Origin of the sequence: Paenalkalicoccus suaedae (assembly GCF_006965545.2) — a bacterium.
GTDB classification, from domain to species: domain Bacteria; phylum Bacillota; class Bacilli; order Bacillales; family Salisediminibacteriaceae; genus Paenalkalicoccus; species Paenalkalicoccus suaedae.
The window spans coordinates 1748560-1772496 of sequence record NZ_CP041372.2 but is presented as its reverse complement, the minus strand read 5'-3'; the positions used below and the strand labels follow the sequence as shown (position 1 = coordinate 1772496).

Here is a 23937-nt window from a genome sequence, read left to right as displayed (position 1 = left end):
CAACTGCAAGTGACTCTCATCTACACCCGCGCGAATATCTTCCTTCCTCACGCTAAAACACCTAACATCTAATGACCAAATTCTTTTACCTTCACAAAAAAAGATAGAAGCCATCAAACTAGCTTCTACCCTCTTTAAAACTATTTTAATATATTTTTACCTAATTGACTGATCACTAAATCTTCTGCTGGCGGATTGTGAAGACCTGCTCGGACATCTCTAAAATGTCGTTGTAAAGGACAGCTTTGAGATAAGCTTTTTGCACCTACGACCTTCATAGCCAAATCCACGATGATATTCGCTTTCTCCGTAACAATTTTTTTAGTAGCTCCTAAGTCGCCGCGAAGATCATCTCTAGATTGAAGATCTGTCTCCTCCCATTTTCTCGCAGTAGCATGAAGTAAGGTCTCTGCCTCAAACAAAGCAAGCTCGATCTCTCCGAACTTACGCTGGACTTCTGGAACTTCTGCGATAGGATGTGGCAACGTTGAAGGCTGATAAGAATTAGCAAACTCTTTCGCATACGCTCGCGCAGCCTTAGCGACTCCTAAATATACAGCCGGAACGAGTAGGTACCATCCGCGCGGTTTAGGACTCGTTAAAGCCTCCGTTTTAAGTAACGCATCTTCCTCTACGAAAACGTCCGTCAACACCAAATCGTCGCTTCTCGTCGCGCGCATACTAACACTATCCCACGTCTCCTCAATCGTTACGCCAGGTTTTGTCATATCGATGACAAAAAAGCCCTTCTCTCCTGTCTCCTTAACGGTTGCAGAAATCACCGCGTAGTCTAATGCTTTGGCGAATGAGGTAAACGTTTTGGTTCCATTAATGACCCACCCTGAGTCACGCCTCGCAGCACTAACAGTAGGCGCACCTCCTCTTGCTGGGCTCCCAGTTGCCTTCTCCGTTTGGGCGAGATTAAGTAGCACCTGCTCTTTGGCGATCGTCGTAAGTAACTTCTCTGTCTTAGGAGAAATACTATCCTCCGATAATTCTAAACAGTAGCCAGCATGCCATCCGAAGGAGAGAGCTGTTGGCGCGTCCCCTTCAGCTAGCGTCGTCAAAATTTCAAGCATTGGTACTAACGTTAACCCATGGCCACCTACCCTCTCTGACACTGTCATGGACAAAAAGAATGCATTCTTTAAATCACGTATATTTTCTTCAGGTAGCATCGCAGATTCATCGTAAAATGCTGCTCGATCTGCAAATTTTTCTTTTAATATGTGTGCCTCTTCTATAAGTTGAGTCGTTTTGATCGACATGATTATGCCCCCTATTCGAGTTGAATGAGACTAATAGTACGTGACGAAGAAAATTCTGTCAATGACAAACTATTTTGAAAAACCCTGTTGACAGATCGGAGATGTGAGAGTAAAGTGAACACCATCAACTTCATAAAAAACCCAATTTTTTCTTATCCAGAGAGGTGGAGGGACTGGCCCTTTGATACCTCGGCAGCGTGCAACTTTGCGGCGTGCCAATTCCAGCAGGCGTATTGCCTGGAAGATGAGAAAAGCGGATCTGCGTAAATGCGCCTGCTTTTTTCATGATGAAAAAGGCAGGCGCATTTTTATTTTATTTTAGGAGGCCAACACACAATGACAAAACAATTACGACTAAACGCGTTTGACATGAATAGTGCGATGCATAATTCTCACGGGTTATGGAAGCACCCTGAGAACAAACGTCAAGATAGCTATAAAGATATTTCCTATTGGACAGATCTTGCTAAACTACTCGAAAAAGGAAAGTTTGACGCTATCTTTTTTGCAGACGTCGTTGGCGTTTATGATGTGTACCAACAAAGTAAAGCACCATCCATCAAACAAGCGATGCAAGTACCTATAAATGACCCTGCCCTCCTAGTTTCAGCAATGGCATCGGTCACGAAACACCTTTCCTTTGCCGTCACCGTTAGCACTACCTACGAGCACCCATTTTCAAACGCAAGACGATTCTCTACGCTCGATCATTTAACAAATGGTCGCGTTGCATGGAATATCGTCACCTCCTACTTGCCCAATGCAGCAAGAAACTTCGGACTTGAGGGTCTGATCAAGCACGATGAGCGCTACGATATTGCGGACGATTATTTAGACACCTCCTATAAGCTTTGGGAAACGAGCTGGGAGGATGATGCGATTGTGAACGATCGTCAAGCCGATGTGTACATTGATCCTGATAAGGTGCACGAAATTAATCATGAAGGTCCTTACTTTAAGGTTGAGGGTCCTCACTTGTCAGAGCCATCTCTGCAACGAACACCTGTCTTATTCCAGGCTGGCACTTCTGCCCGTGGTCGAGACTTTGCCGCGAAGCACGCAGAATGTATTTTTGTCGGTGGGCCGACTCCGGCTAAAGTTAAAGAGCTCGTAGCAGATTTAAAAACGCGCGTCGAAGCTCATGGACGAAAGCGCGAGGACGTACTTATCTTCTCGTTCTTGTCTGTCATTGTTGCAGAATCCAAAGTGGATGCCGAGCAAAAGCTAGAGGAATATAATCAGCACTGGAGTTCGCTAGCCGCTAAAGCGCAGTTTGGCGCTAGTGGCTATGACATCGCAGAATTCGAAGACAAAGATCCCGATGATATTTTTAGCTATGATAAACCAACTGAGGGTGGTCACTATAAAGCTGCCACCTTAACGAAGGATAACGCAAAGGCTCTGACAGTTGGCGAAGCATTAAAACGCTTCGATGGTATTACTAATCAAGTTATCGTAGGGGACCCTGATCATGTTGCAGCCGAAATACAGACGCTCTTTACTGAGTCCGATGTCGACGGATTTAATTTAAATCACTTTGTTACTCCAAGTGACCTCGAGGATTTTGTCTCATTAGTCGTGCCAAAACTGCAGGCTTCAGGAATTTACAAACAGGATTACGCGGAGGGCACGTTTAGAAAAAAGCTATTTCCTCACCTAGGAAACAAGCTTCCTGATACTCACCGCGCAAAATCATTTAAACACGAACAGGCATTAAGCTAAGGAGGAGCGATATGATACAGCTAGATCACGTGACTAAAAAGTACGGGGATAAGAATGATATCGTAGCAGTCGATGACGTGAGCCTCCGCATTGAGAAGGGCTCCATCTGTGGGATCGTCGGCTACAGCGGTGCAGGTAAAAGTACGTTACTACGTTGCTTAAATTATTTAGAAGTACCATCAAGCGGCGAAGTATCTATAGATGGCGTAGAGCTACATACGTTATCCAAAAGCGAGCTTCGAAAAACGCGACAATCAATCGGCATGATTTTTCAGCATTTTAATCTACCAAGCTCAAGATCTGTTTCTCAAATCGTTAATTTTGCGCTTAAAGCTAGTGGCTACGAGAAAAAGCTACGCAAACAGCGTATTCGAGAGCTTCTTGCGCTCGTTGGTCTTGCAGATAAAGAGAACGCCTACCCCAGTCAGCTAAGTGGTGGACAAAAGCAGCGTGTGAGTATTGCGAGAGCTCTTGCTAACGATCCAAGTATTTTACTTTGCGACGAGGCAACCTCTGCCCTTGATCCAAAAACGACGCAGTCTATTTTAGCTCTATTAAAAGAGTTGAATCAAAAGCTCCAGTTAACGATCGTCCTTATTACGCATGAGGTGGAAGTAGTAAAAGAGATTTGTGATACGTGTGTGATTATGGAGCGTGGGCAAATCATTGAGTCTGGGAACACCTACGACGTCTTTGCCAATCCTAAAGAGGAGCTAACAGCCTCCTTCATTGATACCGTTCTACATTTTTCTCTCCCAGAAAAGCTTGTGAATGAATTAACAGGTCATGTCATTAAATTAACCTTTAGAGGCCATTTAGCCTCTGAGGCAATCGTCTCGACGATGCTTCAAACCTTTAAAGTAAAGGGGAATATTTTGCACGGGAAGGTCGAGTATATCCAAGATAAGCCGCTTGGCGTATTCATTATGGAGCTTCAAGGTGATGCGCATGAGATTCGTCGAGCTGTGACGTATTTAGAAAATCAGGTAAGTAAAACGGAGGTGATTGCGAATGGACTCGATTCTACAGCTTTTGCCAGAGCTTAACGCAGCTTTCCTTGAAACATTATTAATGGTCGGTATTTCTCTCTCAGCCGCCTTCTTTTTAGGGTTACCTCTTGGGATTCTGCTTTATGTGACGGATCGAGGGCTAATCTTAGAAAACTCTTGGGTGCGCCAAGGTGCTGGCGTGGTTGTTAACTTAATTAGGTCTATTCCTTTTATCATTCTGTTAGTATTTTTAATCCCATTTACGCACTTTTTACTAGGGACAACGATTGGTCCAGTAGCTGCATCCGTCGCCCTATCCGTTGCAGCGATTCCTTTTTACGCTCGCATCGTGGAGAGCGCCGCTCGTGACATTGATCCTGGCGTCATTGAAGCAGCTGTTGCAACCGGCGCCTCTCCATGGCTTATCATCCGAGACATTATTTTACCTGAAATGACGCCAACTCTCATTACTGGTCTCACGATAACCGCTGTCAGCTTAATTAGTTATTCTGCGATGGCTGGCACGATTGGTGGAGGTGGCGTTGGTGACCTAGCGATCCGATACGGCTACTACCGTTATGATAATGTCATCATGTTCACAACGATTATCTTACTCGTTCTTCTTGTCCAACTTATCCAGTTTGGTGGAGATCGATTTGCGAAGCGTATATCTAAAAAATATTAAGGGAGCGATTATGGATGAAAAAATCACTACTACTTTTACCAACTGTTGCTACATTTTCTTTACTAGCAGCCTGTGGATCGGACGAATCAGAGGCGTCAAATGAATACGGGGAATTAACACTAGGCGCGACTATTCCTTACAGCGATATGTTAGAGGCCGGCGTAAAGCCGTATTTAGAGGACCTCGGCTACGAGGTTACCATCACCGAATTCACGGATTATATTCAACCAAACTTGTCACTTGACCGCGGCGACTTAGACGCCAACCTATTCCAGCACCTCGTGTATATGGAGGCGTTCGCTGAAGAACATAGTCTCGAGCTGCACGACGTCATAACCGTTCCAACAGCACCGATCGGCGTTTATTCCAATGTCTACGATTCCATTGACGACATCGAGCCCGGCAGCACAGTAGCACTAGCTAATGATCCAACCAATCTAGCCCGCGGTTTAACTGTTTTAAGAGATAATGGATTAATTGAGATTGATGACTCTGCCGATCCCCTTCGTGTGACAGAAAATGATGTAAAGGATAATCCACTTGATCTGAATTTTCATCCTGTAGAGGCCGCGCAGCTACCAAGAACGTTAGATTCGGTGGAGCTTGCAGCAGTTAATGGTAACTTTGCCATCTCTGCAGGCTTCGACCTAACAACAGCACTATTTAGAGATGAGATACCAGCTGATATCATCAACCGAGTTGTAGTCACAGAAGAGCGAGCTGACGAACAGTTCGTGAAAGACATCATTGCCGCAGTAGAATCCGATGAATTTAGGGAAGTAATCGAATCCGACTTCCAAGGCTTCCACCATCCAGACTGGATGAACGAGTAATTGTTAGAGAAAAGCCCCAATCACCTCTGTGATTGGGGCTTTTTTGTTATAGAGGTAGATGAGTCGCGTAACATGTGAAGATACGTTAAGTGCGTGTGATTCACTAGCATTTTCACGCGATTCCTGCTCCTTTTCGCGCAATCGCACGGTAAACTTGCGCAGTTCGCTCTCCAACTTGCGCGGAATCCCCCAACTCTCCGCAACTCTCCGCATCTTCCCCGCACATTCAACCAAATCCCCTACATCTCCTCTAACTTAACTGTCGTCCCTCTTCCTGATGCCTCACCAGGAGTCACGATTAACTTTCTCGGTAATCGTTCTCTAAGCTCTGGCACGTGGGAAATAACGCCAACGCTTAAGCGATCCGTATGCAGCTTCTCGAGTGCATGAATCACCGTTTCCAATAAATCAGGATCAAGTGTACCAAACCCTTCATCTAAAAAGAAGAATTCTAACGCATGCTGACCGTTGAGCTGGATGGACGTCGATAATGCTAGTGCTAATGCTAAAGACGTTAAAAATGTTTCTCCACCAGAAAGTGTTGTAACAGAGCGCTTTACACCACCATTCACATCGTCCCTCATGATAAATCCACCGGAGGAATCGACCTCTAATGCGTAGCGTCCGCGCGTTAACTGCTTTAAGCGATCAGTCGCTATTTGGCTAATCGTATGGAGCTGTTCCTCTGCAATAAACTCGACAAACTCTTTTCCTCTAAAGACTTTATCAAGCTTTGATAGCTTCTCTACAAGCTCACCATGAGTACCCTTTTGACCCTCGAGCTCACGGTATCGTTCAAGCCGAGCTTCCATTTGCTTAATGACCTCAGTTATTGCACCGACTCGCTCTCTTTCTTCACCAGCCTGATCACGAAGATCCTTTTGCTTTTCAACCTCTAGCTTTAATTCCTCTTCTGTCACAGGCCCACCCTCGAGCTCATCAAGTAGCGACTGAATTCGCCCCTTTACTTGATTCACTTGCTCATCGAATGCTCGGAGGGTTGCTTCTAGCTCGCGAATATCCTGAGCTTCCTTCGCGTGCCGTTGCACATCCTCTATCGAAAGCGACGTCTCCGCTACCTCCCATTTTTCTTTAAGCTCGGATAGTCTTTCTTCGATATCCTGCCTTCTTGCGTCTATGGTAGCAAGTTTACTGGTCGTCTCCTGTAGCGCCTTTTTTGCCATTTCAGATCGCTCATAAGCTTGTTTAAATGCTCGTTCTAATTGAGATAGAGACTGCTGTGTTTCTTCCTTGTACGCCGATAGATCCTTGCCGCTCGTAACAGAATAAATGTTTTCTTCAGCAGATTTAATCGCACCATCAAGCTCTTTTACCGCCTGCTCCGCTTCCAATTGACGACGATTTGCCTGTTGAAGCTCCTCTGTTATCGCCGTTTTTTCTTTCGCGACATCATCAATGGCTTGGTGACTTTTATCTAACCTCGCCTGGAGAAAGTCTACCTGCTCCTGCTTCTCTCTGAGCCTATCTCTTTCCTCTCCAATCGACTCGACAGAAAATGCTGGATACGTGCTCTTCCATTCCGCAAGCATCTTCTCCCACTCTACTTCTTTCTCTTTTGCCTCTGTTTTCTTTTGAAGCAGTTCCTTTTGCTCATAGTCATAGGCAGTCTCGAGCTGCTTGTGCTCATTAATAAACTCCGTGTATGAGCGTACAAAAGCCTGTCCTTTCTCTAAGACACCTCGCACTGTTGTAAGCTTTGCCTCTAAACTAGCTATAAAGCTAGCCCAATCCTCCTTAAACGTATCACTTCCATAATGAATCTCGTTATGTGCGTAAGAATCCGCTTCTTCGCTATGATAAGGGAGCGAATTGGATAGCTGTTCGAGAGACCAAGAAAGTTCCGTCAGCTGCGATAATTCAGAAGAGTAGTCTTGGTCAAGACGCTCATCGGACCGAAAATGATCTTTTTCTTGTCTGATATGATGCTCATGAGATCCACAAACAGGACACGCCTCTCCTTCAACTAAGTTCGATTGCACAAGAGCCACTGCGTGCAAAAGCTCGTGTTCTTTTTTCTCTGCTTTGTACGTTTCCATCACGTCATCTAGCTGTCGCTTCATCATTTTTACGCCATCGTACCAATACTGTAGTTTAGCGGATATATTGCGCGATTCCAGCTTTTTCTCTTCTAGTACGGTCTCTGCCTGCTTCACTTTTTCACCTGTAGTAGTAACAGCAGTCGGTATATCCCGACGCAACTGATTGACCTGTTTCTCCTGCATAGAGATTGGCAGGCTAGCCTCATAGGCCGCTTCAATTTCCTTACGATTAGTAACGGCATTTCTCAAATCAGCAATTTTCTCTTTAAAGGAGTTTTGCGCCTGTCTGTACTTCTCTTCATCCTTCTTTTTCTTCTCCAGCTGTTCTGATAGCTCACGGGCATGGCTTTCACTATGTTTCTTTTCTTGCTCGACATCCGTTAGCTTTCGTTTTTTAGCGACGAGCTCTTTCTCTATTTGCTCGACTTCAACAAGCTTTGCAAGTAATACCTTTAGAGGAACCTCTTGTTCTTTTTCTATTTCTGCTCGTTTAAAAGCTTCCGCAGCTTGCTTGTATTCTTCACGGTGCCGCTTTGATACTTCCTTCATCTTGGCTTCCGTTTGCACCATATCAGACAGTGCTGCCGTTTCTTTCAACAGAGCTGCAACAAGGTCCTTATACTGATTTGCTTCTTTAGAAGTGTCTAACTCCTTCTTAAGCACAAGCATATCCTGCTCTTTTTCTATTTGTACTCTCTGCTCTTCCTGTAAATTCTCAAGCTCTACAGACAGTGTTCTTTTCTTCTGAACGTTACTAACTTGCCCCTCTTGCTTCGCGAGTTGCTCTTGCGTCTTGTCGCGATTAGCAACAGCTAGATGAAGCTCCTGCTGCTTTTCCTTCATTAGCTCCTCTGAGATCTCACCTAATCCTTGTTGTTCACGCTCAATTAATTCAATCTGAGATTTTTCGTGCGATAGTTTAGAACGAAGCTTACGATTCAACTCGTCTCCGTACTTCTCTAGGTGAAACAAACGTTGAAGCATTAAACGACGTTCTGTTCCCTTTAATGATAAAAATTCAGCAAACTTCCCCTGCGGCAACACAACGGCACGAGTAAAATCATCGTTTGACAGACCTAATAAATCTTGTACATGCGCTGTTACATCCGTTGCTTTATCAGCAAGAACAATTGTTTCGTCAGAGACATGAACAAGTCGCGCTGTAGCTCCAACTAAACGGTCCTCCTTTTGGCGTTTATACGTTCGTTCCACCTTATACGTATTGGAACCGAGCGAAAACGTTAAAGAGACAGCTAGCTGGTTTTCTCCATGGTGTAAAATGCCCTGCGTATTACTAGGCGCTCGCTCGACTTTCCCGTAAAGTGCTAATGTCATAGCATCGAGGATCGTCGATTTACCACTCCCGGTCGGTCCAAATATACCAAATACGCCCCCCTCGCAAAGGTACTCGAAATCGACTGTTTGCTCTTCTCTAAAGCTATGTAATCCACGTATCGTAAGTGTCAATGGTCTCATGAATGGTCCTCCTCTTCAATTATCTCCATAAATAATTGAGTCAGATCAGGATCTGGCGTTGCTCCACCTGTTTGCCGGGCGTAGAACTGTTCGAATAGCTGATCAATCGATAGCTTTTCACGCTGTATCTCTTCTTCCTCCGTCGCTTGATAAACCGGTCGAATCGTGACGATCTGAGGATACTCCGTGCGAATCTTTTGTAACTGCTCCATTGACATTGCATCTGTCAAATTAACACTAAGCTCAATCCATGCAGATGCGTCATCTTTTGCTTCTATCTTAGTGAAGACATCTTGAATACCATCTAGCTTCCACTTCACTAGGGGTCGACCTGATGATAGTGGGATTTCTTTTATCGTTGCCGTTTGTCCTGGTTCAACATCAATAACCGTGACGGATTTGGTGAAGCCTGCCTCCTGAAAGCTAAAGGCTAATGGAGAGCCTGCATAGCGACTTGGGACTTCTGTTTTTAAGGTTTGAGGTCGATGTAAATGACCTAACGCATTATACTGAACGTTTGTTGGTAGCTGTGAGCGCCTTACAGTATACGCTCCTCCAACCTCTATCGGACGCTCTGATTCTGTTGAAGCACCCCCTGCAACAAACAGATGACTCATGGTCACCTGTACATGCCTGGAGGTAAAATCCTTCGTCAAATGAGAGAATATATCGGCAATTTTTTCGTCGTAGGCATCCCTAAGAGCCAGCTCATCGATCGACTCGGATAAATGCGTTTTAAGACGGGACTCCGACGGATAAGGCAGTGCCGCTACCTGTAATAATGAATCCTTAACAGGTACATATATTGGCTCAAGCGACGGAAGTCCTCGCACATAAATGTGCTGACTACTCATAATCTGCTTCGCCGCCGATAAACGCTCTGGATGATCGTGATTACCAGCTATTAGAATAATCGGCAGTTCACCGTTATCAGATAGTCTCGCCATACTCTCATAAAAGAGCTCCTCACCCTTTGCAGGCGGATTAACCGTATCAAATACGTCTCCTGCCATGAGGATCGCATCAATCTTTTCGTCTTTACAAATCTCTTTGAGCTCCATAAAAAAAGCTGCATGCTCCGCTAAGCGGTCGCGCCCCTCAATCGTTTTCCCTATATGCCAATCAGCAGTATGAAGTAACCTCACCGTCTCACTCCTTTGTAATCAATTGTTTTCCGTTCATCATATATAAATACGTCTCGTCAATTTCACGTCCAAAGCTTTCCTCGAGCGCTTTCGTATAAATATCCAATTGGAATTGATATCTCGATAAGAAAAACACGTCACTGTCTACGTCAGTTGGGACCTGATCCGTTTTATAATCAAGTAACACAAGCTTCCCTGACGCATCCTCAAATACACAGTCTACGATACCTTGAACAAAGACCTCTTCCTCTGTCTCCTGTGAAAAGTCCGAGTAAATAGTAGATGCAGGAACCCCGTACGTAAAGGCGAGCTCTCGTTCCATCCATACCGCCTCGCGCATTCTTTGAGCTAAATCGCTCTCTAAAAACACTCGAATATTGGCAACGTTAACCGTCGCTGCCTCTTCAACCGTAAGTAACTCCTTTGCTACTAACATTGCGATCTCATCTTCGATCTTTTCTGGCTGCAAGGAGATGTGTTGCATCACTGTATGCACGATCGTCCCCTTTTCTGCTTGCGAAAAGCCTGTTGAAGCCTCGAAGGATGGGCGCTCATAAAATGTCGGTTCAAACGCACGAATAAATTGGTCATCGCTAGATTCATCCATTAAGGCTGCTTTAAGCTCCGTTACAGATTGTTTCGCACGATGTTCGGTGCTTGTTTGATAAGCATACTGCCACTCCAGCTCTTGTTTAATGGCATCATTAACATCCTTAAAACCAGCCAATGCTTGTAGCTGCTGTACTTTCTCTATCATGTCAGACTTTTCTTCTTTTTTAGGAGTTTCAAACGTAAGATCTTGCCTTTTAAACGACTGAAGCTCAATTCTTGCTTCCATTTGTAGCTGGAATTCACTGGCACCAATGGCTGAATGTCTCACAAGTGCTGGTCCTACCCAATCTAAAAAGCCCTTCGCCTTGCTTCGAACGATATTCGGTAAAAGTAAATCTTCCGAAACATTTTGCGACCACTGGTCTACCATATCTTCTTTGTTTGAGACGGTAGCAAGTAAAATGAGCTTTTCTTCTGCTCGTGTTAACGCAACATATAAAATACGCATCTCCTCTGCCAAGAGCTCACGCTTTGAGAGCTCCTTGACGACATCTAGATAAAGCGTTGGATAGGATACTCGTTGCTCCGTATCAATTCGTCTTGTAGCAAAGCCCATTTCTTTATGGAGTAGATAATCCGTGCGAAGGTCCATCATGTTAAACTGCTTATTTAAGCCCGCTACAAATACGACCGGAAATTCTAACCCTTTACTTTTATGAATCGTCATCATTCGCACAACGTCTTCTTGCTCACCGATCGCTTTTGCTTTACCGAGATCATCCCCACGCTCCTGCATTCGTTCAATAAACCGCAAAAATCGAAATAGACCTCTAAACGATGTTTCCTCATAGGCTCGAGCTCGGTCATACAATGCCCGGAGATTTGCCTGTCGTTGCTTGCCTCCAGGCATACCACCTACGTAGTCCATATAGTACGTATCCTCATAAATTCGCCAAATAAGCTCCGCAACACTTAAGCTCCGCGACTCATCTCGCCACGTTTCTAAAAGAGTAAGAAAGCGTTGCACCTTATCACCAAGCGCAGATTCTTCTTTAGAAGTAAGCAGAACCGCTTCATAAAAAGCACGTTGCTTGTCCATTAATCGAATAGCGGAGAGTTCTTCTTCATCGAAAGAAAACATTGGTGAACGTAACACGGAGGCAACCGGGATATCCTGATACGGGTTATCAATCATCTTTAATGCCGAGAGCATAATGCGAACTTCTATAGCATCAAAGTAGCCAGTTGCAAGCTCCGCATAAACTGGAATGTCCGCTTGCTTTAATTCTTCTATCATCGTATCTGCCCAAGGCATCGAACGCATGAGGACGACGATATCTCTAAACTTGATGGGACGCGTCGCACCAGTTTGCTTATCAAAGATAGGAAAGCGCGATTGCACAAGCTCGTTGATTTTTTTCGCCATCGCACGCGCCTCAAGCTCGGCCGATTCTAAATCTTCGACCTCACTATCCTCGTCTTGATCCTTCTCGATTAATAAAAGCTCGGTCGCCATATCGGCTGATGGTGGGTAGCTCATATTCCCAATCTTTAACGACGCGTTGTCGTCATAGTCCATTTCTCCAAGCTTCTCATCCATGATTTGCTCAAAAATAAAGTTCGTTGTATCAAGAACCTCTCTTCTTGACCGAAAATTCTTGGAAAGATCTATTTTCAGGCCCTCGCCACTGCCTGTATACGTAAACCGTTTATATTTTGATAAAAATAGCTTTGGTTCCGCCAACCGGAATCGATAAATAGATTGTTTCACATCTCCAACCATAAACATATTCGATCCATTTGTAAGGAGCTGTAAGATCGTCTCCTGTACAAGGTTTGTATCCTGATACTCGTCTACTAAAATCTCTTTAAGTTTCCGCTGATAGCTTTTTGCAACTGCAGACGGCTCCCCGTTTTCACGAAGTAAATCTAGAGCAAAATGCTCTAAATCATGAAAGTCTAGTGCCTGCTTTTCTCGCTTTGCTTCCGCATACCTCTGTCCGAATTCGATAACCGACTCCATTAGTACTCGAATACTTGGAGCCATCTCAAGCATCTCATCTAACACAAAAGCAGGATCTAATTGAAATGGTGTTGTTACATCCGTAACCGCTTTTTTGGCTGCATCGCGGAGCTGTTTGACCTTCTCCTTAAGCTCCGGATCAACCTCTAGCTTCTTTGGAATCGTCGGCATACGCCCAAACGTAACTTGCCGAGCATACTCCGTAAACTGGCTAAATGACTCCGCTTCAAGAAGTCTTGTCGCCTGTGAGAATTCTGCCTCTAACGTATCCTGATATTTAGCGAATCCCTCGTCATACTGAATCATATCTAGCCCTTTTTGTAACACGTTTCGAGCGTCTTTCATTTCTTCCTTGGCCTGTGTCACAGCAATCTTAACCCACTCCGCTTTGTCAGGAGTGTCCGGCACATCCTCATACGTTTTCGCAATTTGCTGTAGCCATTCTTTTGGATTAGCATTAGCCATCGAATACGAATAAAGGCGGCTAATGAGCGATTTGATGCGATCGTCCGAACGATCCCCACTATACTGATCTACAACCGCAAAAAATGACTCATCTGTCCCATAATAATGCTCTGTCAATTCTTCTAGCACTTCTTCTTGAATGAGCTGTGCCTCTGTTTGATCTAGCATTCGAAAAGCTGGATCAATATTTAATTCATAGTAATGTTTACGAAGTAGCTCCATACAAAACGAGTGAAGAGTAGAGATAGACGCTTTTTGTAAAAGGTTTAGTTGTCTACGTAGATGCAAGGACCCTGGGCTATTAGCTAGGCGCTTATCAAGTGCAGCACCTATCCTTGCCTTCATTTCAGCCGCAGCTGCATTTGTAAACGTAACAACAAGTAATTCATCAATATCAACGGTTTGTGGCTCCTCAACCATCGACACAATTCGCTCAACAAGCACGGCAGTTTTACCTGATCCAGCTGCTGCTGCAACTAAAATATTTGTGTCTCTAGCCGAAATTGCTAACCACTGATCGTCCGTCCATCTAGATCCTTCTGGTTTAGGAATATTAGTGATCGTCATGCTCTCCCTCCTTTTGCTTTAACATTGCTAAGATCTCTTTATCATCCACTTTTGGTACCTGCTTAAATGTGTCCACCGTTGCATCAAATTGACACACATCTTTATACGGACAGTACGTACATGCTATTTGCTGTTGCTTTTTGTAGGGCGTTAGAGATATATCACCTGCGACAATCGCTTCCCCTATATGGGTAATATGCTCACGAAGGTGTGACTGTAAAAGCGAATAATCTTCCTCCGATAGCGTGCTAGATCTCGACTCTACTAATTGACCATCCTTTTTAATTTGGACCGGAATAACGGAGGAATGCCCTTCTAGTTGGTGGTCCATTTCATGAATAACGTCTTTATCAGAAGCTACGTATCCTTTCATCTTAAACTCTTTAAGCAGTTTCTTTTCAAGCTCTTCAAGAGTAAGTTTCTCTGTTGTTTTTAACATTGGATTATGCACATGGAAATATAGAACACCTGCAGGTGATGCCGTAACGTTTAACCACGAAGATGACATAGACACTACCACGTCTAAATACACAAGCATCTGTAAAGCGAGACCAAAATACACATCGTCTAAATTGATATCACGTTTACTAGATTTGTAATCAATGACGCGTACATAGGTAGATTCGTTTATATCCGCACGATCAACCCGATCTATTCGACCGATTAGCTCCATTTCGGTACCATCTTGGAGTTTAAAACGAAAAGGGGGTAACGGTTGATTGGGTCCAAACCCTACCTCTAATCCAGCAGGGACGAATCCACTTTGCCTAGCCTGCTCCCCTAATACTTGAGAGGCGCGTGCCACGACCTCTTGAAGTTTTGTAAAAATATACTTATAACGATTCGAATGAGCAAAGATGTTTCTTTGAATGCGCGGCGCAATCGATTCTACCACTGTTTTAGCCATTCTCTTTGCATCCGCCTCATGTAAATCTCTAAAATCACGACGATCCTTTTGGAGCTCGTCCGCCATCTCCTTTAAGGCCGCATGAAACAGCGTTCCGATATCTGGAGCTTCGAGCTTATACGTATCTCGTTCCTTCAGACGTAATCCATACCCTGCGTATTGAGAGAATGGGCAACGATTATATTGCTCTAACCTCGAAACACTCGTCGACAGCTTTTCCCCATATAGCTTTTTAGCCGTTGCCACGGAAAGCTGTTTTGGTGTATTTGAATAGTAAAGACTTTGTAAGGTTTGCAGTGGCGCATCTTTCTGATCAATAAACCAGTTATAAGCTCCAAACCAATAATCATGTATATGATAGCCTTTTAAAAATGCCTGAAGCTCACTGCTTAAGTGTGTGAGCGTCGCTTTAGGAGTTGTGACAAATGACCTCTCTTCATTTGGTGAATTATCAGAGGCTTGCTCATAAATAGACTCAAGCTCCACTTGTGGAAACATGTCCTGAATGGGCTTTATATACATAGAAGGAAGTCGTTTTTTCCCCTCTGAATCAGCTAAAGAGTAGCTTAAAAATAATTTGTCAGAAGGAAGTGTAATAGCACGATAAAATAAAAACGATTCATTCATGAGTTTTTCTTCGGAACTTTCTGCAAGCTCAATCCCAGTGTCATGAAAGAACTTTCTATCTGTATCACTTAACATCCCGTCATCTCGATGAACACTTGGTAATACCCCATCGTTCATACCTATTAGAAAGGTAACTTTAACCTGTGACAATCGTGAATTTTCCATATCTGCAACAACGATTTGATCAAATGCTGGAGGAATCGTCGTAAACTGCATCGAGCTGAGTCCTGCTTCGATCATCTGTATAAACGTATGAAATTCTAGCTTTTCGTCTCCACTAACCATCACTATTTGCTCAAACAGAGAGACAACTTCCTTCCAAATTTGCTCATGCTCGCGATACTCTCGAAGTTTATTTCGTTCGAATGAGTATTCTTGCAGTTGCTTAAGCTTAGCGGGTGCATCGATAGTCTCAAGTAGCGAGAATAATGCGTGCACATATTCTTTCGCAGTTTTGGCCTGATTGATTGACTCCATAAAGCCTCTTACAGGAGGTAATAGCGCTTCCCTCCATTCATTAATAGCTTGTTCCACTGCTATTTCAGACTGGTTTTGATCCTCGTCTTCTGCACGCGTTCGATTTCGTCTAAATGTCCAAGCATTTTCTTCTCGCCATTGATTTCCTCTTATTCCATAGGCCAATACGTAGTTCTCAAGCTGATCTACATAGTCTCGTTCACGCGATCCGACCTGATTAAATAAGAGCTCTGTTTTTAGCATTCTAAATACAGCCTCATACGGAAAGTTTCGATCTACTACTTCTAAAATGGAACGAATAAACTCTGCTAATGGATGATTTAAGACAGAACGCTTTTCATCCATGAAGTAAGGGATTTGCTCGCGATTACAGATCGTCTCAATATACGGCTGATATTGTTTCGGATTCCTTGCTACAATCGCAATATCACGATATCTGTAGTCGCCACTCTTCACTAGTTCTTGAATTCGCCTCGCGACATAGGCTATTTCAGTACGTTCGTTCACCGCCTGCGCAAATCGAATACCTGATGTTGCATTGCTTTCATTTATTGGTCTTACATCACTGTTTTTTTCAACGTGAATCAGTGCTTCTGAAGAAAATCGGTGTGTATCTGTAAACGATGTCTCATCAATTGATCTTCCAAGATCATTCGCTAATTGCTTCACCTGCTGATACGTTTTCGTTGTTTCATAAAACAAATCTAGTGGGTGTAAAATAGAGGCGTCATTTGGATCTAGCGTCAGAGCGATATGTACCTGATTGACATGCTCGATGAGCGATTGTAGCACCTGCAGCTCAATAGGTGTGAAGCTATGAAAGCCGTCAATATAAAGGCTTGCAGACTGAAGCTTGGAGGAATTAGGCACCTTCTCCGAGAGTAATCGCAAATGGTCCTCTGACTCTGTGTACTTAAGATGGAGTTCCTCATCAAGTCTTCCTTTTATTCGATTTAAATCAGATAGTTTTGAAAGCATAATTTCTTCTTCGTTCGATCGCTCTTTCTTTTGAAGCTTATCGAGTGTCTCCTGAACCGCTTCTTTTGTGACATTATAACGATTCCACTCCGTAAAGGTTGTCTCGAGTTGCTCGATAAAGCCAGAATGCGAGGCTGCCTTTTGATATAAGACAAGTGATTCTCTCTCCTCTTCGACAATTTTACGAAGCAGCGCATGGATGCCAGATTTAGAAAGTTGGTAGAGAGAGGCTCCTCCTACCTCTTGTAGCACGCGAAGGCCTAAGCGTTTAAAGCTGACAACTTGAATACGTGTCGTTGCCTTTAATAATCGAATAATACTTCGTTCTACTTGGAACGTCATTTGATCAGGAACTAAAAAATAGATAGGTTTGCCGAATGGATTTTGCTTTGCTTCCTCTACTGCTTTATGTAATAGCGCATATGACTTCCCGGTACCGGATCGTCCTGTGTAAATATGCATAAAAAGCCCCTTTCGTTGATATAGTAACGTACGTTCGTATATATATGTAGTATAGCATGAAGTAGTATGACGAAAAAACACGACTAACTACTTTACCAATAGTTAGTCGTGAACGTTCTTATTCATTGCGCCATGGGTAGTCATCTGTCTCATCAAAAATTACTTTCTTGCTTCTTGTTTCAAAATGCTTTTTGCGATACATATTGCTTGGCCCAATAAATCGAAATGCATCATATAAGGAATATGGCCACCAGCCGACACCCGAAATATTTAACATATGCTTATAGTGAAGGATAGGATGACGTTCAAAACGTTTTAACGCAAACTTTCTCCCCCATTGGTACCACTTAAATGGCCACGCATAGCCTAATGCAGACATGTGACTTAAATTAGATATACGATCTGCGCGCTTTTTACGCACTTTTTCGAATTGCTTTAAATGTTTTTTATCTAGATTGCCCGTTGAATACATCCAGCATAATAAATCTCCGAGTATTGCCCCATCCTGAATGGCCAAGTTCATTCCCTCTCCAGCCATCGGGTGAACAGTATGTGCAGCATCTCCAATAATAGCAGCATTCCCTTTCACATACGTATGAATGTTGTGCCTGATTGGAATCATTAGCTGAATTTTTTTCCAGCTTTCTATTTGTTGAACGTAAGGTTCAAGCTCAGGTTCAAAACGTGCGAAGGGCTCGTAGAATGTATGCAGGCCTTCTTTTTTCATTTTGTTGTATGAGCCAGGTTTAATCAGCATGACGCAACGAATTTCGTTATCTGGAAGTGGAAATAGACCAATAAACTCACGGTGTGAGGCAAACATTCGTGCTTCTGTATACGATTCCGGCCGTGGGAAGGTCACAGTTAAAAAATGATGATTATACTGTGTCGTCACAACCTGCTGTTTCATCGCTTTTCGTACAATAGAGGATCGCCCTTCAGCACCCACAAAAAATGTTCCTTGAATTTCACGATCCTCATCCCCATATTTAATAAGCGCTCGATCAAACTGGGCCTTTTTTTCGTCCATTTTTGTAAACGTCTGAAAGGTAGCTGGATTCCAATAGTGAAAGGAGTCATACTTTTTAGCTTCCTCTAGAATAATTGTTTTGAGCGTCTCATGCGGAATCATTCTTGCTTGAGCAAATTTACTAGGGAGCATATCGTATCTGAGCGGTATATACATGGACTCAAATAGTTGACCATCTTTATCCTCCGTCATTTCGTACGTGTGGATAATAGGCAAGGCTAAGCTTTTTTCCATGACTTCCTCTGAAATTCCCATTTCATGAAAGTTCTCAATAGACTTAGGCTGTAGTAACTCTCCTTTGTATATTTTACCCGGATTCTTTACCTTCTCTAAGACAAGTACCTTAATGTCTGACTTCGCTAATCGTAAGGCTAATGTGAGTCCACCGACTCCCCCGCCGATCACGACTACATCAAAACGTTCCACATCGCCACACCCTCTCTACTTCAACGCCTCTTTATCTGGTAAATCAATGTTTCGATTTTTTAACGCTTTCCTTACCGCTACAGGAATAAAAAAGGAAACGACAAACATGGAGATCGTGAGTACGATCATTTGCCAAGAAAGGTCCGCAATCGACGCGCCTAGCAGATTGAAAGCGAGTGTACCTGGAAGAATCCCAATCATCGTAGCTCCAATATATGTTTTCATATTTACTCTAGATAAAGCAGATAAATAGCTTACTAGATCAAAATTAATAACAGGCACTATGCGTAGTGCTAGAATGTACGAAAATCCATTTTCTTCGATACGAGTTTGAATCACCTCGTAGCGATCTCCGAAACTCTTTTTAATAAATCGTTTGCCTAACTTACGGATTACGATAAAGGATAAAATCGCGCCAGAAAGGGAGCCAATATACGTCGCGACTGGACCAATTATTGGTCCAAATGATAATCCCCCTGCCACCGCTAAAATAGAAGATGGAAATAAGAAGAAAGGTCGAATCATGTAAATGAGAATAAAGATGAATGGTGCTAGTACTCCAAAGGATAGTAAGAATATTTGTAGTCTCTCTGGTTCAATATTTAAAAAGCGATCGTTGAGGAACAATACTAATCCAATTATCAATATAAATCCTGCTAGCTTGACTAGGAATGACGTCTTCATTCTTGCTGTCTCCTTTAACTCATTTATCTATCTATATCCTTTATGAGTCTTTTGTAATCTCTTTGACGGCTCTCTCAACTGGATAATTTATCGGATCTAATAAGCCTTCTGATTCAGTCATTACCTGCGCTAACTCTTTCCCTAAGAAAGGACCTGCCGTTAAACCAGACGCGCCAAGTCCATCTGCTATATATAGACCTTCTTTGTAAGGAATACGACCGTATACAGGTAAAAATTCTGGTGCTGTTGGACGTAACCCTACTCGTGTCTCTATTAATTCTGCATCCTTTAGTCCTGGCGCAATTTCTAATGCTGCTTGGAGCACTTGGCTTACACCTTGGACTGTTGGTCGAATATCAAACCCACTATTGTCCTCGCGCGTTGCACCAAATACGACATGGCCGCGTCCAAAGTTGAGTAGATAGTACTCAGAAGGTGGCATTATTACCGGCCAGTGATCATTTTCTTCGTTGATTCTAAAGTGTAATATCTGTCCTTTTTGCGGTTCTACTAATCCTTGCAATCCTAGTGGCTCAAGTAAAAACTTTGACCACGCTCCTGCTGTCACCGCCGTTTTATCCGCCGCATAAAATTCTTTATCGACGTACGCACCGTTTACGACACCATTCTCTTCTGCTAATTCTGCTACACCATGCACCATTTTAACGCCTAGTTTTTCACTAGCACGAATCAAGGCACTTCGTAAATTTCGTCCATTCACTCTCGCAGACCCCGTTATATGGACGGCTTTTTTATCTTTTGCGATGAGAGGAAACAGCTTTTGCGTTTCTTCTTCATCAAGTAAGCTAACTTCGCCGAGCTCTGGAGCAGTCTCTTGTCTTTGTAAAGCTAGTTCATGCTTCTTTTCAAGTCGGTGCTCCAAATCATGAATATGCAGAGATCCAACTTTTTTGTACCCTGTGTCCGTTTCTCCGAACTCTTCTAGCATTGCTATTAATTCTTCATAATATTTCGCTCCGTTAGAAGCTAATGCATACCATGCCTTATTTCGTCTTTGCGAAAGCCAAGGACCAATGATTCCTGCTCCGGCTCCTGTTGCTTGTCCCGCGTGACATTCATCTATTAAGGTTACTTTATGTCCAAGCTTTGCTAAATGGAAAGCGGTCGAAGCACCTAGTATGCCTCCACCTATAATATTGAACGATGTCATATCAAATCACCTAATCTACTTGTAAGATGCTTTTATTTTACCTGATTAAAGCTTGACTCACAAATGAACGTCCTTTCGATCACGAATCTTTTAGGTTTAACTATTTCCCCTTGATCTTTAGCTTTATCTCTGATAGTGTTGGTTACGAAAATGACATTACTTCAACACGTTTTGAAGTGAGTTTAGAGGTGCATGGCTTAAGAGTATGTTAAGGAAGAGATCAGAATCTCTATGAACTTAACGGAAAGGATGCCGTGCCGAAGCTAGCTGTAATTCTGACTGCAACTAGCTGGGGCTACTTTTAATAAAAGTAGTACTGTCGTATAGCATGTTTGCTATATGGAGGGCTATCTCACGCTACAATGCACATTTGCAGCGGGCCCCGCTGCTATTTTTTGTGCCTAAGCTTTGATTTAGCTCTATTCAAGAAAAATTCTATTGAATAGAGGTGTCAGGTATGAATTTTGGTCAAGTTATTACTGCCATGGTAACTCCGTTTGATGAATCCAATCATATTGATTATGCGGCGTTACGAAAGTTAATTAATCATCTTATTGCAAATGGTTCTGATGCGATTGTCGTAGCTGGAACTACTGGAGAAGCACCAACGCTTACACTTGCTGAACGAGAGGCTTTATACTCGTTTACCGTTGAGCTAGTTGGAAATCGCGTACCTGTTATTGCAGGTTGCGGATCAAATAGTACGCAAGCCGCAATTGAACTTACACAGCTAGCTGAAAAGTGTCAGGTAGATGCAATCATGCATACTACTCCGTACTATAATAAACCAAGTCAGGAAGGGCTTTATTTACATTACGAAGCAGTAGCACGTGCAACATCTCTGCCAGTCATGCTTTATAATGTCCCAGGTCGAACGGGAGTACATTTAGATGTATCTACTGTTGTGAGACTTAGCGAGATCTCAAATATCGTTTCCATCAAAGATGCTAGTGGAGATTTGGACAATATGACGGCGCTTGTGTCACATACTCCACAGGACTTTACCGTCTATTGTGGCGATGATAGCTTAACTCTACCGGCAATGTCAGTTGGTGCGGACGGAATTGTCTCCGTTGCATCTCACATTATTGGCTCTGATATGAAGCAAATGATTCACGCATTTACATCAGGTCAAGTCGGCTCAGCCGCTAGAATCCATCAATCACTCGTACCAATTATGGATGCGATGTTTGCTGCTCCAAGTCCGGCACCAGTAAAAGAGGCTTTAAATTATATGAATGTACCAGTTGGTGGAGTGAGACTTCCAATGACACCACTAAACGATTCAGAACGTGAAGCTCTTCAGCATTTACTTCATCAAACACTTTACACGTCGGCTGTATAAATAAAAAGCTGAGCATGCTCCTATTAGGAGCGTATGCTCAGCTTTTTTCGTCTCGAAATTTACGTACTCTTCCGTGTCTTCTATAATATATAGCGTTTATCTCTGCTCCAAGTACAAATATTACGCCGGTAAGGAAAAACCAGAGCATTAGAATAACGACACCACCGAGACTTCCATAAGTCGCAGAATAGCTCCCAAAATTACTCACGTACATAGCAAATCCCCATGAAATTATGAGCCATGCAGCAGTCGCAAACATAGCGCCTGGTAACACTTGTTTAAAAGGTACTTTTGCGTTAGGAGCTACAAAATAGAGCACCGATAGTACTGCTAACATAACAAATAGTGCAATAAACCATCGTATAACTTGTAAAAACAGCTCAATATGACTAGGCATAGGCATGACCTGTCCAATAATCGAAATAATCGTGTCTCCTAAGATTGGCAAAAGTAACGTAGTTAAGATCGTTAAAATGAGTAATAATGTTAATCCGATCGATAATCCTCGATGCACCAGAAACGATCGTTTTGTTGTGAAATTATAGGCTTCATTTACTGCCATAATAAACGCATTCACTCCGTTAGATGCTGACCAAATCGTGCCTATAATTCCGACTGTGAGGAGCCCACCATTCGGTGTGGAAATGACATCAATAATCGTTTCGTCTATCGTAGAGACGACCTCTCGTGGTAGTAGTTCATCCATTAAGGAGAGCACCTGCTCTACATCTAAATTCAGGTAGGGTAAGATGGCAAGCAACAACACAATCAATGGTAATATTGCCAAAATATAATAATATGCTTGGGCGGCTGCTAACAGCGGCGGGTTATCATTAGCCCATTCGTTCATAATTTCTTTCACATACACCTTTAATGTATGAAACATGAGAACGCCTCCTTTCTTTGTACAAAAAATGGTGCATGAAGATTCCCATCATGCACCTTTTTATTACCTTAATTTAAGTTTGGATATTTAAGCTTTAGTAAACGATAAATATTTTGCACAAGCACCTTTGAAATCGCATATGTTGGTATGGCAAAAATTAAGCCAATTAATCCAGCTAAGTTACCTGCGATTACAAGTAAAAGAATAATCGTTAATGGATGCATCTGAAGCTTGTGTCCCATAACGTTTGGTGAGATTAAGTTACTCTCTATTTGCTGAATGATTACTATTGCAACAATAACCCATACTGCTGTAAGAGGATCATTAAAAAATCCGACTACAACGGCAGGCGCTGTCCCAATAAATGGTCCAATAAACGGGATTAAGTTTGTAAACATAGCCACAAGTGCAAGGATAAGCGAATAATCAAGACCAATAATTAAGTAAGCTATATAGGCAAACACACCTACAAACACACTAACAATCGCTTGACCTTGAATGTAAGCACTAATCGTGTTATCCATATCGCTCATGATTTTTCTACCCTCTTTATGCTGGTCGCTAGGTAAAATTTTCAATACGCTATCAGGGAATTTATTTCCATCCTTAAGTAAGAAGAAAAGGACAAAAGGAATTAACACGATCACGGTTACGACGCTAAATAGCATTCCAATACCTGAGAGAATACTACCTCCTGCACTCGCTAAAATATTAGATAAGTTGTCTGTAATAACAGACGGATCAAATTGCTCAAATATCGGTTCATTTTGAATCACTTGAACCCAATCAGAAGCCAACGTTTCATTGATCCACCGTTCTACTTGTCGAATGATGGAGGGAAAATTATTTACAAGCTCCGTTGTTTGCTCCACAATAATCGGTCCGACAACTCTAATAAGAAGAGCTAGAAGTCCAGCAAACGCTGCAAAAATAAGCAGAATAGACACAACTTTAGGAAGTTTTTTGTTTAACAGATGTACAAGTGGTCTCAGAATATAATACAGGACACCACCTAAAATGATAACTGGTGCAATAGATCCTAAAGCTATTCCAATTGGACGAAAGATAAATGGAACTTCTACCGCTAGATTAATCGTTACTAGAATTAATACAACACTGTATAAAAATAAAAACCACTTTGATTTTGGCATAAGCTCCT

15 protein-coding genes and 2 riboswitches are annotated in these 23937 nt (G+C 42.8%); of the genes, 5 read left to right on the top strand and 10 right to left on the bottom strand.

The annotated features are described in order from the left end of the window. Window positions 1–140: 140 nt before the first annotated feature. The gene (locus FLK61_RS09510; RefSeq protein WP_176009234.1) at window positions 141–1268 is read right to left on the bottom strand and encodes an acyl-CoA dehydrogenase family protein; all 1128 of its coding nucleotides are present in this window, start codon (window positions 1266–1268) and stop codon (window positions 141–143) included. Window positions 1269–1417: 149 nt separating this feature from the next. Next, window positions 1418–1519, top strand: a riboswitch (SAM riboswitch). 85 nt (window positions 1520–1604) lie between these two features. On the opposite strand from FLK61_RS09510, the gene FLK61_RS09505 reads away from it, so the two are divergent. The 4 genes from FLK61_RS09505 to FLK61_RS09490 are packed head-to-tail and all read left to right on the top strand — an operon-like array spanning window position 1605 to window position 5497. After that, window positions 1605–2990 carry an LLM class flavin-dependent oxidoreductase gene (locus FLK61_RS09505; RefSeq protein ID WP_176009233.1) on the top strand — a complete coding sequence of 462 codons (1386 nt, stop codon included), beginning with the start codon at window positions 1605–1607 and terminating at the stop codon, window positions 2988–2990. Between the two features lie 11 nt (window positions 2991–3001). Then, window positions 3002–4036, top strand: coding sequence for a methionine ABC transporter ATP-binding protein (locus tag FLK61_RS09500; protein WP_176009232.1), 1035 nt, complete (start codon window positions 3002–3004; stop codon window positions 4034–4036). Then, window positions 4002–4664: a methionine ABC transporter permease gene (locus tag FLK61_RS09495; RefSeq protein ID WP_430708804.1), complete on the top strand. Its 663-nt coding sequence runs from the start codon at window positions 4002–4004 to the stop codon at window positions 4662–4664. The genes FLK61_RS09500 and FLK61_RS09495 overlap by 35 nt, the downstream gene beginning before the upstream one ends. A 14-nt stretch (window positions 4665–4678) precedes the next feature. Beyond that, window positions 4679–5497, top strand: coding sequence for a MetQ/NlpA family ABC transporter substrate-binding protein (locus tag FLK61_RS09490; protein WP_176009230.1), 819 nt, complete (start codon window positions 4679–4681; stop codon window positions 5495–5497). 239 nt (window positions 5498–5736) lie between these two features. Here FLK61_RS09490 and FLK61_RS09485 read toward each other — a convergent pair whose 3' ends face one another. From FLK61_RS09485 to FLK61_RS09455, 7 genes are all read right to left on the bottom strand, one after another. After that, complete coding sequence (locus FLK61_RS09485) at window positions 5737–9033, bottom strand: SbcC/MukB-like Walker B domain-containing protein (RefSeq protein ID WP_176009229.1); 3297 nt, start codon at window positions 9031–9033, stop codon at window positions 5737–5739. Next, window positions 9030–10178: an exonuclease SbcCD subunit D gene (locus tag FLK61_RS09480; protein ID WP_176009228.1), complete on the bottom strand. Its 1149-nt coding sequence runs from the start codon at window positions 10176–10178 to the stop codon at window positions 9030–9032. The genes FLK61_RS09485 and FLK61_RS09480 overlap by 4 nt, the downstream gene beginning before the upstream one ends. 4 nt (window positions 10179–10182) lie before the next feature. Further along, window positions 10183–13785 (bottom strand): helicase-exonuclease AddAB subunit AddA, encoded by a 3603-nt coding sequence (gene addA, locus FLK61_RS09475; protein WP_176009227.1) that lies wholly within the window; start codon window positions 13783–13785, stop codon window positions 10183–10185. Further along, entirely contained in the window at window positions 13772–17236 is a 3465-nt protein-coding gene (addB, locus tag FLK61_RS09470; protein ID WP_176009226.1) for a helicase-exonuclease AddAB subunit AddB, read from the bottom strand. Before addB ends, addA begins: the two co-directional genes overlap by 14 nt. A 118-nt stretch (window positions 17237–17354) precedes the next feature. Further along, window positions 17355–18692 carry an FAD-dependent oxidoreductase gene (locus FLK61_RS09465; RefSeq protein ID WP_176009225.1) on the bottom strand — a complete coding sequence of 446 codons (1338 nt, stop codon included), beginning with the start codon at window positions 18690–18692 and terminating at the stop codon, window positions 17355–17357. Between the two features lie 15 nt (window positions 18693–18707). Further along, a complete protein-coding gene (locus FLK61_RS09460) occupies window positions 18708–19376 on the bottom strand; it encodes a TVP38/TMEM64 family protein (protein ID WP_176009224.1) in 669 nt (222 codons plus the stop codon). 40 nt (window positions 19377–19416) lie between these two features. Continuing rightward, window positions 19417–20547 (bottom strand): NAD(P)/FAD-dependent oxidoreductase, encoded by a 1131-nt coding sequence (locus FLK61_RS09455; RefSeq protein ID WP_176009223.1) that lies wholly within the window; start codon window positions 20545–20547, stop codon window positions 19417–19419. A gap of 175 nt (window positions 20548–20722) precedes the next feature. Beyond that, window positions 20723–20905, top strand: a riboswitch (Lysine riboswitch). Window positions 20906–21004: 99 nt separating this feature from the next. On the opposite strand from FLK61_RS09455, the gene dapA reads away from it, so the two are divergent. Next, window positions 21005–21892: a 4-hydroxy-tetrahydrodipicolinate synthase gene (gene dapA, locus FLK61_RS09450; protein WP_176009222.1), complete on the top strand. Its 888-nt coding sequence runs from the start codon at window positions 21005–21007 to the stop codon at window positions 21890–21892. Between the two features lie 37 nt (window positions 21893–21929). Here dapA and FLK61_RS09445 read toward each other — a convergent pair whose 3' ends face one another. After that, window positions 21930–22778 (bottom strand): YihY/virulence factor BrkB family protein, encoded by an 849-nt coding sequence (locus FLK61_RS09445; RefSeq protein WP_176009221.1) that lies wholly within the window; start codon window positions 22776–22778, stop codon window positions 21930–21932. A gap of 68 nt (window positions 22779–22846) precedes the next feature. Next, entirely contained in the window at window positions 22847–23929 is a 1083-nt protein-coding gene (locus FLK61_RS09440; protein WP_176009220.1) for an AI-2E family transporter, read from the bottom strand. Window positions 23930–23937 lie beyond the last annotated feature (8 nt).

Coding starts and splice junctions, on each gene's coding strand:
- FLK61_RS09490 (WP_176009230.1), top strand. CDS start 4,679: ATGAAAAAATCACTACTACTTTTACCAACTGTTGCTACATTTTCTTTA.
- FLK61_RS09485 (WP_176009229.1), bottom strand. CDS start 9,033: ATGAGACCATTGACACTTACGATACGTGGATTACATAGCTTTAGAGAA.
- FLK61_RS09455 (WP_176009223.1), bottom strand. CDS start 20,547: ATGACATCGTTCAATATTATAGGTGGAGGCATACTAGGTGCTTCGACC.
- addA (WP_176009227.1), bottom strand. CDS start 13,785: ATGACGATCACTAATATTCCTAAACCAGAAGGATCTAGATGGACGGAC.
- FLK61_RS09510 (WP_176009234.1), bottom strand. CDS start 1,268: ATGTCGATCAAAACGACTCAACTTATAGAAGAGGCACACATATTAAAA.
- FLK61_RS09505 (WP_176009233.1), top strand. CDS start 1,605: ATGACAAAACAATTACGACTAAACGCGTTTGACATGAATAGTGCGATG.
- FLK61_RS09460 (WP_176009224.1), bottom strand. CDS start 19,376: ATGAAGACGTCATTCCTAGTCAAGCTAGCAGGATTTATATTGATAATT.
- addB (WP_176009226.1), bottom strand. CDS start 17,236: ATGCATATTTACACAGGACGATCCGGTACCGGGAAGTCATATGCGCTA.
- dapA (WP_176009222.1), top strand. CDS start 21,005: ATGAATTTTGGTCAAGTTATTACTGCCATGGTAACTCCGTTTGATGAA.
- FLK61_RS09495 (WP_430708804.1), top strand. CDS start 4,002: ATGGACTCGATTCTACAGCTTTTGCCAGAGCTTAACGCAGCTTTCCTT.
- FLK61_RS09500 (WP_176009232.1), top strand. CDS start 3,002: ATGATACAGCTAGATCACGTGACTAAAAAGTACGGGGATAAGAATGAT.
- FLK61_RS09445 (WP_176009221.1), bottom strand. CDS start 22,778: ATGTTTCATACATTAAAGGTGTATGTGAAAGAAATTATGAACGAATGG.
- FLK61_RS09440 (WP_176009220.1), bottom strand. CDS start 23,929: ATGCCAAAATCAAAGTGGTTTTTATTTTTATACAGTGTTGTATTAATT.